This window comes from Caballeronia temeraria (genome assembly GCF_001544795.2).
In the GTDB taxonomy this organism is placed as follows: Bacteria; Pseudomonadota; Gammaproteobacteria; order Burkholderiales; family Burkholderiaceae; genus Caballeronia; species Caballeronia temeraria.
On record NZ_FCOI02000035.1, the window covers coordinates 1 to 10949 of the forward strand.

General features: G+C 63.1%; 5 protein-coding genes. All 5 read right to left on the reverse strand.

What is annotated here, in order from left to right:
- A partial coding sequence (locus AWB76_RS32285; protein ID WP_157696257.1) for a non-ribosomal peptide synthetase occupies nt 1-7670 on the reverse strand: 7670 nt, incomplete at its 3' end.
- 85 nt (nt 7671-7755) lie between these two features.
- Nucleotides 7756-8652: a cupin-like domain-containing protein gene (locus AWB76_RS32290; protein ID WP_061164175.1), complete on the reverse strand. Its 897-nt coding sequence runs from the start codon at nt 8650-8652 to the stop codon at nt 7756-7758.
- A gap of 21 nt (nt 8653-8673) precedes the next feature.
- The gene (locus AWB76_RS32295; protein WP_061164176.1) at nt 8674-8859 is read right to left on the reverse strand and encodes an MbtH family protein; all 186 of its coding nucleotides are present in this window, start codon (nt 8857-8859) and stop codon (nt 8674-8676) included.
- Between the two features lie 222 nt (nt 8860-9081).
- Nucleotides 9082-10716 (reverse strand): cyclic peptide export ABC transporter, encoded by a 1635-nt coding sequence (locus AWB76_RS32300; RefSeq protein WP_061164177.1) that lies wholly within the window; start codon nt 10714-10716, stop codon nt 9082-9084.
- Between the two features lie 21 nt (nt 10717-10737).
- On the reverse strand, nt 10738-10941 hold the full coding sequence (locus tag AWB76_RS32305; RefSeq protein WP_061164178.1) for an MbtH family protein: 204 nt from the start codon (nt 10939-10941) through the stop codon (nt 10738-10740).
- Between the last annotated feature and the right edge of the window lie 8 nt (nt 10942-10949).

Here is a 10949-nt window from a genome sequence, read left to right on the forward strand (position 1 = left end):
AGCGCTTGTTCGAGCAAGCTCGTGAAACGCGCACCGAGGCGGGTGATGGTGATCTCATCGAACAGATCGGTCGCGTAACTGAAGGTGCCGGTCAAGCCTTCCTGGGTATGCGTGAGGCTCAAGGTGAGATCGAACTTGGCGCCGGCTTCGGCTGCGGGCAACAGTTCGAGCGTAAGCCCCGGCAAAGCGAACGCTTGCATGGGTGCGTTCTGCAACACGAACATCACCTGAAATAGCGGCGTGCGACTGATATCGCGAACCGGCGCGAGCGCTTCGACGAGCTTTTCAAACGGCAAATCCTGATGCGCATACGCGGCAAGCGTCGTATCACGGACTTGCGCGAGCAGCGAACGCAGGGATGGCGAGCCGGAGAGATCGGCACGCAACACGAGCGTATTGACGAACAAGCCGATGAGCGGTTCGATTTGCGCATGCGTACGATTAGCGATGGGCGAACCGACTGCGACATCGGACTGTCCGGAAAGGCGTGCGAGCAACGTCTGGAACACGGCGAGCAGCAGCATGAAGGGCGTGACGCCTTCCTGTTGAGCAAGTGTGTGCAGGCGCTGGGACAGTTCCGGACTCAACGCAAAGGGCAACGTCGCGCCTCGCCCGCTGATCTGCGCGGGACGAGGACGATCAGTGGGAAGGTCCAGCGGCGCAAGCTCGGCGAGTTGATTGCGCCAGTATTGCGTCTGACGTTCCAACTCCGCACCGGCGAGCCAGTCGCGCTGCCACAGCGTGTAGTCGGCGTACTGCACGGCCAGCGGTGCAAGAGCGATCGGTTCGTTACGCAGCGCAGCCGTATAGCAAGCGCCGAGTTCACGCACGAGCACGCCGGTGGACCAGCCATCGGAGATGATGTGATGCATCGTGAAGAGCAGGACGTGCTGATCTTCCGCGAGGCGCAGTAGTTGAGCGCGAAGCAGCGGGCCGTGCTGAAGATCGAAGGGGCGGCTGGCTTCGGCTTGTGCGAGGCGTCGGACTTCGTCGGCTTGCGCAAGCGTGTCCAACTCGATAAGCGGCAGAGGCAATTCGAGTTCGGCAGCAATGTGCTGCACGGCTTGACCATCGTGTTGAACGAAGGAAGTGCGCAGGCTTTCATGACGCGCAACGAGTTCATTCAATGCGGCTTGGAAGGCCCGAACATCGAGTGTGCCGTTTAAGCGCAAAGCGATCGGAATGTGATACGTCGATTGTCCGGGATTCAGTTGTTCGAGGAACCACAGACGTTCCTGCGCAAACGACAGCGGTAGATGCGCGGGACGTTCGATAGCGTGCAGCGCAGGCAGTGCACTGACATGACGAGGCGATTCCTCCAGCGCTTCTGCAAGCGATGCAACGCTAGGCGCGTCAAACAGCTTGCGCAGCGGCACTTCGACGGAAAGCGCCTCACGCAAACGCGAGACGAGTTGCGTAGCAAGCAGCGAATGCCCCCCGAGGGCAAAGAAGTTATCGAACACACTCACGCGTTCGAGCCCGAGCACATCGGCGAAGCATTGCGCAAGCGACGCTTCGAGCGATGAACGCGGCGCGACATAAGCCGCAAGATCCTGCCACTGCGGATCGGGCAATGCACGCCGATCGAGCTTGCCGTTGGGCGTAAGCGGCAACACATCGAGCACGACGAATGCCGATGGCACCATATAGTCCGGCAGACGCGAATCGAGATATTCGCGCAGGGCACTCGCATCGATTTCCGCTGCGAGCGTGACATACGCGACGAGTTGCTGATCCTGCGCATCCTGCTGTCGTGCCCGCGCGATGACCACCGCCTCGCGCACCGCCGCATGACTCGCAAGCTGCGCCTCGATCTCGCCAAGCTCGATGCGGAACCCGCGAATCTTGACCTGATGATCGTTGCGCCCGAAGAACTCGAGGCTGCCATCGGCAAGATAGCGTCCGAGGTCTCCCGTGCGATAAAGACGCGCGCCGGGCACGAACGGATCGTCGATGAAACGCTCGGCAGTAAGCTCGGGACGATTCAGATATCCGCGCGCCACACCCGCGCCACCGACATATAACTCGCCCACCGCGCCGACCGGTGCAAGCTGACCTTGCGCATCGAGCAGATACACAGTCAGATCGGGAATACGCACGCCGATCGGACTGCTGCTCAGCGCACAATCATCGCGGGTCAGCGGCCGATACGTCACGTGGACGGTCGTTTCGGTGATGCCGTACATGTTGACGAGGCGTGGCTTCTGATCCGAATGCCGCGCGTACCACGGTTCGAGCATCGATGGATTCAGCGCCTCGCCACCGAAGATCACATAGCGCAGCGCATCGGCGTCGTCGCTGGATTCCTGCGCCTGAATGAGCGCGCGGAATGCGCTGGGCGTCTGATTCAGAACGGTCACGCCCTCTCGCTGAAGCAGGCGCAGGAAGTCGGGTGCGAAGCGCGCCACATGCTGCGGCACGATCACGAGTTTTCCGCCGAAACGGAGCGCGCCCCACAATTCCCACACTGAGAAATCGAAGGCGAACGAGTGGAACAGGCACCAGACATCGCGTTCGTTGAAGCCGAACCAGTCCTGAGTCGCGTCGAAGAGGCGCACGATCTGGGCGTGCTCGATCATCACGCCCTTGGGCTTGCCGGTCGAACCCGATGTGTAGATGACATAGGCGAGATGAGGCAGCGCGACCGGCGTTTGCGGATCGTCTTGCGAGAATGAGTCATCGAGCGGTGCATCGGGATCGAGCGCCGTCAGCGCGCCGGTATCGCCCAATGCTTCACGGCCGGCGGCATCGGCGAGCAAGAGACGCGGCGTCGAGTCGGAGAGGATATGGCTCAGGCGTTCACCGGAATAAGCCGGATCAAGCGGCACATACGCACCGCCCGCCTTCAGGATGGCGAGCAACGCGACCACCATGCCGATGCCGCGCTCCACGCACAGCGCCACGCGATCTTCCGGATACACACCGAGCGCGATCAGACGATGCGCAAGCCAATTCGCGCGCGCATTGAGCTGCGCATACGTGAGCGATTCGTCTTCGAAGAGGAGCGCGATGGCATCGGGCGTGCGTCGAACCTGTTGCTCGAACAATTGATGGATGCACGCATCCGCAGGATAGGAGGCGCGCGTGCCGTTCCATGTCTTGACCAGCAACTCGCGGATGTCAGGGGGCACCACGTTCAACCGATTCACCGGCGTACGGGGCGCCTGTTCCAGCGCATCGGCGAGGCTCGCAAGCGCTTGCTCCATGTATCCGCACAGTTGCACGGGCGAGAGGGGCGCAACGGTCTGCGCGGTGAGTTCGAGGCTGTCGCCGTTGTCGTCCACCGAAAGGGTCAGCGGATAGTTGGTGCGCTCCTCGGCGCCGAGCAGTTCGATGCCATCGAACGCGCGTTCATCGGCCGAGCCTTGATTGTGGCGATAGTTGAGCAACGCGCTGAAGAGCGGCGCGGGAGCGGCGACGCCACTGCATCGTTGCGCGAGCGCGAGCGGCGCATGCTGATGTTGCAGCAAAGCTGCGAGACGTTCATGCGTGGTGCGCACGCTGTCGACGACCGAGGCATCGTTCACGTCGAGGCGTATCGGCAAAGTATTGATCAGGAGCCCGAGCGCCTGATCGACGCCCGCCTGCATGCGCCCGAGTAACACGGTGCCGAACACGATGCGTCCATCGGAGTCGAGCGCGCTGCCTGCACTGAGCACGCGCGCCCACGCGAGATGACACAGGCTCGCAAGACTCACGCCGACGCTGCGAGCCTGAGCGCGCAGACGCGTATCAAGCGATGCGGGCAGTCTTGCGCGCGCTTCGGCGACGGCCGAGCCGTCGTGATGAATGTCGGTGAGGCCGAAGGGCAGCGTCGGTTCGTTCACGTCGCCGAGCATGTCGCGAAAGAATGATTCATGCGCGTCTTGCGTCGCGCCGAGCCGCGCCTGCGCGACCAGATCGCGGAACGGCTGCGCCACACCGAGCGTGTCGGCCCGGCCATCGAGGATCGCGCCGATTTCAGCGTGCATCACTTCCAGCGTCGCATGATCGCCGATCAGATGATGCCAGTTCAATTGCATCAGCCAGCGTCCGCTTCCCGTTTCGGGAACGATCGCAATCTGCAGCAACGGAGCGCGGGTGAGATCGAGGCGTTGCGTGCGGGCATCGAAATGCTTCGCCAGCTTTCCGGCGGCGTCGCCGTCCGTGATCCCGATCTCGGTGATGGTCACGGGCGCCTTGCGCCAGACCACTTGCGCGGGCGTGCTGAGTCCGTCGTGGATGAAGGCGGTGCGCAGGATGTCATGCCGCTCGACGACCTTTTGCAACGCATCGAGCCACGCATCGAGACGGGCGCGGCTGTCGAACGCGAGTCGCGCGGTTTGCAGATACGGATCGCCCTCCGTGGTCAGCATGTGATGAAACAGAATGCCGTCCTGAAGCGGAGCAAGTGAATAGATATCCTGAATATTCTCGAGCCTGCCGGGAACCTGTTCGACGATGCGATCGATGTCCGTCTGCGTGAGGTCGATGAGCGGCAGCATCGCCGGTGTGAGCGCGGTGCAATCGGGCGTGATCGCGTTGGGCGGCACGACGATATCGGGCTTCGGCGCGGCCTGCTCGAGCGCGGCGGCGAGCGCGCTGAGCACGGGCGTCGCGAACAGATCGCGCACGCTGGCGTGAAGTCCGATGCGTCGCAGGCGCTCGATCAGCGTCACGGCAAGCAGCGAGTGCCCGCCGAGCGCGAAGAAGTTGTCGTGACGGCCGACGCGCTCCAGCCCCAGCAACTTGGCCCACAGTCCGGCAAGGGCGCTCTCGGTCGCGCCCTGCGGTGCTTCGAACGGACGCAGCGCGAAGGCATCGGCTTGCGGATCGGGCAGCGATCGGCGGTCGAGCTTGCCGCTCGGCGTGAGCGGCAGCGCGTCGAGCGTGACGAAGGCCGACGGCACCATGTAGTCGGGCAGACGCGACGCGAGATGCTCGCGCAGCGCGCTGGCATCGATATCGGAAAACAGCGTGACATAGGCGACGAGCGGCTGATCTTGCGAACCCTGATGCCGCGCCCGCGCGATGACCACCGCTTCGCGCACGGCGGGATGAGCGGCGATCTGAGTCTCGATCTCGCCCGGTTCGATGCGGAACCCGCGAATCTTGATCTGATGGTCATTGCGGCCAAGAAACTCGATATTGCCGTCGAGATGAAAGCGCGCGAGGTCGCCGGTACGGTAGATGCGCGCACCCGGCACGAACGGGTCGTCGAGGAAACGCTCGGCGGTGAGCTCGGGCCGGTTCAGATAGCCGCGCGCCACGCCCGCGCCGCCGATATACAGCTCGCCCACGGCGCCGGGAGGCACCACGCGGCGCAGCGCATCGAGAACATAGGTGCGCGTGTTGGCGAGCGGCTTGCCGATGACGGGCCGCGTCTGCTCGCTCGTGATCTCGGCGACGGTGGCATCGACGGTGCACTCGGTCGGACCATAGACGTTGAAGGCGCGGATCTGCGCGGCGCGCGCGAGACGGTTCCAGGTCTGCGGCGTGAGCGGTTCGCCGCCCACGAGCACCGTCAGCGGCGCCTTCCGTTGTTCGAGCAGGCCGGCGGAGAAGAGCGAGTCGAGCTGCGTCGGCGTGCAGTCGAACACGTCGATGCGCGCCTCGTCGAGAAAGTCGATCAACGCCATCGCATCGGTGCGCACGTCGGCGGGAACGATGACGAGCCGATGTCCGCCGAGCAGCGCGGCGAGATTCTGCACCGAGGCATCGAACGCGATGCTCGCGTTCAGCGTGACGCCGGAGTGCGGGGCGCAATGCGCGAACACCGTCGAGTGCAATGCGTGATGCAGATTCAGCACATGACGATGCTCGACCAGCACGCCCTTCGGCTTGCCGGTCGAACCGGACGTGTAGATCGCGTAGGCGAGATGATGCGAGGCGAGACCGGGCACATGCGGATCGTCCTGCGGCAGCGTATCGTCGAGCGATACGCCGGGGTCCAGCACGGCGAGCGCGCCCGTGTCGCTCAGGGCTTGTCGGCCGGCCGCATCGGCGACGAGCAGCACGGGCGTCGCGTCGCCGAGAATGTAGCTCAGGCGCTCGCCGGGATAAGCCGGATCGAGCGGTACATACGCGCCGCCCGACTTGAGGATCGCGAAGAGCGCGGTGATCGCGCCGATGCCGCGCTCCATGCACAACGCCACGCGGTCTTCCGGACGCACGCCCGCCGCGATCACACGATGCGCGAGCCGGTTCGCGCGCGCATTGAGTTGCGCGAACGTGAGCGACGCGCCGTCGCATTCGAGCGCGACGGCATCGGGCGTGCGTCGAGCCTGCTGCTCCAGAAGCTGATGGATGCACAGATGCTCGGCATAAGGCGCGGCCGTGTCGTTCCACGATTCGAGCCACGCCTGCCGCTCGGGCAAGACGAGCTCGAACGAATGCAGCGGCGCATCGGGCTGGGCCAGCGCCTTTTCGAGCAGACGCGTGAAGCGCCGCGCATGGGCATCCACGGCATCGGCGGAGTAGAGCGCTGGATTGCCGTCGAACATCAGTTCGATGCCGAGTTCATCGCCTTCGTCATGGATGATGAGCGCGAGATCATCGGGCGTTCCATAGAAGGAGCGATTCGATCCGATCCGGCATCCGGCGAAATCCAGCGCGAGGCTGTAGTCCGGCATGACGTTCACGGTCGGCCCGAAGAGCGGCCTGTCGGATTCGATGCGTCCCACATCGCGTCGAATGTCCTTCACGCGATAGCGCTGATGGCGCAAGATCCGGCGACTCTGCCGTGACACCGCGCCGAGCAGATCGATGATGGTCGTGTCCGCATCCAGCGTCGCGCGCAACGGCAGCGCATTGGACATCATGCCGGGCACGTTTCTCGCCAGGCGTCCCACGCGGGCCGTGACCGGAAAGCCGAGCACCACTTCGGGCTGACCGCTGAGCCGCGCGACATAGGCCGCCATGACCGCGGTGAAGAACTGCGGCCACGTCGCGCCGTGACGCTCCGAGACGTCACGCAGACGCCGGGTCGTTTCCGGTGACAGCCGCATCCGCGCGATCGTCTGTGTGGAAATCTCAGACGGTATCGGCTCGTGCGCCATGCATTCGGCGAGCAGCACCGGCTCGGCGCAATCGGCCAGATAATCGCGCCAGAACTGCTGATCGCCTTCGAACGCACGGGACGCGCGATAGGCGTCATCGTCATCGAGCAGGTCGGCGAGGCCGCGCCACGTGCACGGCGGCGGCTCGCGTCCTTCGACGAGCGCCGAATAGACAGCCGCGAGGCGCTGCGTGAAAAGAAAGAACGAATAGCCGTCGAACGCGATGTGATGAATCCGCTGGAACAGGAAGAAGCGCGTGGGGCCGGCCTGAAAAAGCTGGCCGTCGAAGAGCGGATAGGCATTGAGATCGATGGCGCTGGCGAGCGCGGCCTCCACTTCGCGATCGACCGCTTCGACGGGATCGGGCGCATCGCTGACATCGACGACACGAAGCGTGAAATCGTCCATTGCATCGGGCAGCACCTGATGCGGCATGCCGTCCTCGATGACGATGCGCACCTGCATCGCTTCTGCCTCGCCGACCGTGCGCCGCAGCGCCGCTTGCAGCGCCTCGACATCGAGCGGTCCGATGATCTCCGTCAGCTGCGCGAGGTTGAAGCGCGGATCGCGCAGATCGAGTTGCTGGCGAAAGAAGATGCCCGATTGAGCGGGCGCGAGGGGAAGGCTGAACATGGCATCAATCCGTATGTGAGAGCACGCGGGTGCCCTGGAAAACGATGATCGAAAACATCGCTATCGACGTTCTGAACGAAACACTTCAGGGATTTACGATCCGGGAAAGCGAGCCGAGCGCGACGAACGCTCTCATGCGAAGCGCGAGCATGAGGCTTCCCTGCGCCCGGATCACGTCCTTCACCGCGGGATCGCTCAAGGAGCCGAGCCGGTTGAACGGCGTGCGAAAGCAGTGCGCGAGCGTGATGCCGAAGCCGTTGTCCGCGGGGTCCACGCCATGCCACCAGAACGGCGGAATGTAGAGCACGTCGCCCGGTCCGAGCGTGGCCTCGAATTTCGTCAACGATGCATCCGCGGGAAAGAAGCGCGCCCGCTCATCCATGTGATGAAGATTGGATCGGATCGGCCCGGCATACGCGTGCCAGTTTTCCTTCGACAGCTTGAACATCGAGATGCGTTTCGTGCCGAGTATCTGCGTGGTGAGCGTTTCGTCCGTCGTGTGGTAATGCCACTCGGTCGACGCATTCCGATAGATGAAGAGACGGTCGCGCGCATACGCACGCGGCGGCAGATCGCGGTGCGCGTTCAGAAAATCGTAGCCGCCGAGATCGGCGCGCCATTCCGGCGGAATGGGCAACGCGCGAATGGCGAACGTGTCGTCGGGCGCGGCGTTGCGCAGGCGCGCGATCGCTTCATCGAGGCGGTATTTCGGAAGGTTTTGATGCCAGACGCCGGCGGGACTCGCATTGAACGTGTCGGACACGCCGACCTGGCGATTCGTGAGCGCTTCCAGATAACCGGGCATGCCCCATTTTTTAAAGGCGGGCCAATCGAGCACGGCCTTTCTGATGACGATGGGTTCCTGAGCGCAAACATGATCGCGCCAGAATTTTTCTTGCTCGAGTGCTTGATTGTCGATGGACAGAAGCTGTACGCTCCGTCCCGGAACGAGATCGATGACTTTGACGACGCGCTTGGCCATGTGCCACTCCCAGATCGAGGTTCAGTAGGACCGCAGATCGATCCAATGCGCTTCGATATAGTCCAGACATTGCTTGCGCGGACTATCCGAAAGCTCCACTTCCCAACCAGCCGGGACGTCGAGATGAGCGGGCCAGAGCGAGCGCTGCCGCGATTCATTGATCAGGACACGAAACGTGCCGTGTTCATCGTCGAATGGGTTGTCCATGCTGTTGCTCCCTTGTTCATGCATCGGGTTGCAACGAAATATAGGCGCCGGGAGTTAGAACTGAATTAGACGTCGCGCGACAGGAGCGGCCATGCCGGAGAAGCGCGGCCCGAGGCGCGACGAGCGCCGTGCGCAGAAGATGAGGAATGCCTCGCTATTACATATCGGCTTCGATTCCGGATCAAGGGAAATCGAACGCCGCCGCGTCGTGTCACGAACCGGTCATGCGCCGGCCTTCGTTGTCATCACGCGCTGCACTTTGCCTTCTTCCATCCATATGACCTTGTCGGCGGCATTGAACCAGCGGTCGTCGTGACTGACGGCGATGATCGTCTTGCCCGCCGCCTTCAGCCGCGGCAGAAGTTTCTCGTAGTAATAGCGGCGGAACTGCGGGTCCTGATCGGCGGCCCATTCATCGAAGATCAGCACGGGCCGTCCTTCCGCGAGCGCGCTCACCATCGCAAGGCGTTTGCGCTGACCGCTCGACAGGTCGGTCGTGCTGAAGCGCCCGAGCTTGTAATGAACCTTGTCGGACAGATCCATCTCCCTGATGAGATCGGCGAGATCGTCGTGCGCGGGATCGAGGCCGTAGAGACGGTCGAACAGATGGAAGTCCGAGAAGATCACCGAAAAGAGCTGGCGATACGCAGTCGCGTTGGCATCGGTGACGGTTTTATCGTCCCAGCGCACTTCGCCCGAATCCGGTGCATACAACTGCGTGATCAGATTGAGCAAGGTCGATTTGCCGCTGCCATTGCCGCCCGCGATGAAGGTTACTTCGCCCGCCTTGATGACGAGATCGCACGGACCGACGTGAAAGCCCGGCTGGCCGCCGGGCGCCTTGTAGGTGTAGCTCACGCCGCGCAAGGTGATGCCGTGCACGAGCATCGGCTCGGGCGCGCCGGGGCCCGATTCGGCCGCGCGCGTGGCCTCCGCAAGCTCGCGTTCGAGCGCGTCGAGGCGGTCGACGGCGAGATCGGCGCGCGACACGGCCGGCAGCGCCTGGATCAGGCTCGCGATCGCGCCGCCGGAAAACACGATGACGAGGATGATCTTCGCCGGCGTCGACGCATTGCTGATGTAGTACGGCGTCAGGAACACCATGCAGCCGAGCAGGCCGTAGAAGAACGCATCGCTCAGGGTCTGGCCGCGATTGAAGCCGCGGCCCGAACTGACCCGCAAGTCCTGCACGGCGAGCGCGCGTTGCACGATGTAGTTGTCGAAGAGATCGGTATCGCGGCGCGCGTTCATCTTGATCTCGCGAAAGCCTCGCAACAGATGATCGAAGCTGGAACGAAAGGCGCTTTCGAGTTCGGTCGCTTCCTTGGCGAGCGCTTCCGCGTGCGCATAGCTGCTGCGATAAAAAAACGTCGCGACCCCGAGAAAAAGCAGCGTCACGGCAAACGCGATCAGGGACAGATAGCCGATATACAGCGCCGACGACAAGAGTTGCGTGACGAAATAAATCAGGACGATGACGGTCGGCGCGGCTTCCTCGATGGTCTGCAAGTCGCGGCCGATAGCGAAATCCACGCGCATCGCGCCGATCTTTTCATAGGCTTCCAGATCGAGCGAGCGCACGGCCCGCGCGATGTTCAGGCGCTTTTGCAGAATGAAGTTCGAGATCACGGCGGTGGTGGCGTTGAGCGCATAGTTCATCGCCAGAAGCAGCGCGACGCTCGCGATGATGAAGAACGCCATCAGATAGATATTCGGCCCTTTGCTCTGATCGTAGTTCGCGACGGTCGTGACGAGCGCGATCACGCCGGACATCATCACCCCCGGCAACGTCGATGCCAGCAGCAAGGGCGTGCGGTCGCGCCGGGCCTCGCCGAACAGCAGCTTGATGAATTTCATGGATGCGTGTCGTTCCCTGGCTTAAGGCGCTTCGCGGCGCAGACTCGCGGGCCGTATGTCGGTCCAGTTTTCGTTGATGTAGTCGATGCATGCCTGCCGCGCCGCCACGCCGAACACGCTCGTCCATCCAGCGGGCACGGCGGCGAAAGACGGCCACAGGGAATGCTGCCCTTCATCGTTGCGCAAAACGAAAAACTCGCCGGTCTCGTCATCGAAAGGATTCATCTCGCTCT